Raw genomic sequence first — 908 nt, 5'->3', positions numbered from 1 at the left:
ATACAAAATTGATGACTTACATAACCGTCCAAAGGAGCCAGCACCGATCCGAAGTCATCTACAGATCAACCATGCAGGTGGTCCCCGGCAGGACGGTCATCAGCGACGCGGCGAACTCACGGTGTCCTACCGATGGACTTAGGCTCGGTCGCTTGGGTTCCCACCGACGGAGGCTTCGGTTTTCCTGAACCCACGGGGGACGGGAGCGGATCTTCCTCTGGTTGGCCTACCGCGAACAACGCTGGCCGTCAACGAGGAACCCGCACGTTTTCGTCAGCAGGCGCACAGCCCTGGACAGCGCCCCGGTGGGCGTCCAGTGGATCACCACCTCAATTGGGATGACCGCCCAACAAGCCCGCGAAGACCGGATCCTCCACGAACTACATGCCAGCGGTGGCGACCTCCGCCGCATCTGCGACATGTTCGGCCTAAGCATCGCCGGAGCAAGTCGCTACTCCACCGTCCTAGCCCACCCAGACCTTCAGAATGGCTGACGGCGCTTGCCTTACAGCCGAATAACTTATCGGTAACGATCGACGAAGTTGCTAGGTAAGGCCACGGCATTGCCAGATGCTGAGTACATCACATTGAACGGCAGATTTGGGGAAATTGCCCTGTTCATGATCTTTATTTCTGCTGCCTTCCAAGCTGCTATTCATTCAGCTTGCGCGCATGGAAAATACGGTTACAGCACCGCAGAAAGCAGTCTCATCAGTGAAAAATCTTAGGTCTCGAAAATCATTTGTCATCTATTTGGCGGCTATCACACTAGCTGTCACGGGGTTTACTATTCCCGCTCAAGCGTCTCCGGACGTAGCGTCTGAAAAGTCACCCTCAGCATCCGAGAGCTTCTCCACTTTAGCAGCACCTCAAGACCTCACGAGGGAAGAGATGCTCAACGCGATACC

The 908-nt window shown here is 55.6% G+C and carries 2 protein-coding genes; both read left to right on the top strand.

Annotated elements, in window-relative coordinates; all coding sequences use genetic code 11:
- Positions 1–221 precede the first annotated feature (221 nt).
- Positions 222–494: a hypothetical protein gene (locus P4U43_RS17930; RefSeq protein WP_277359954.1), complete on the top strand. Its 273-nt coding sequence runs from the start codon at positions 222–224 to the stop codon at positions 492–494.
- Between the two features lie 178 nt (positions 495–672).
- Positions 673–908 (top strand): hypothetical protein (locus P4U43_RS17925; protein WP_277359953.1); only part of this gene is annotated, 236 nt, incomplete at its 3' end.

This window comes from Arthrobacter vasquezii (genome assembly GCF_029455255.1).
GTDB lineage: Bacteria > Actinomycetota > Actinomycetes > Actinomycetales > Micrococcaceae > Arthrobacter_D > Arthrobacter_D parietis.
This window is presented reverse-complemented; position numbering and strand designations above follow the sequence as displayed.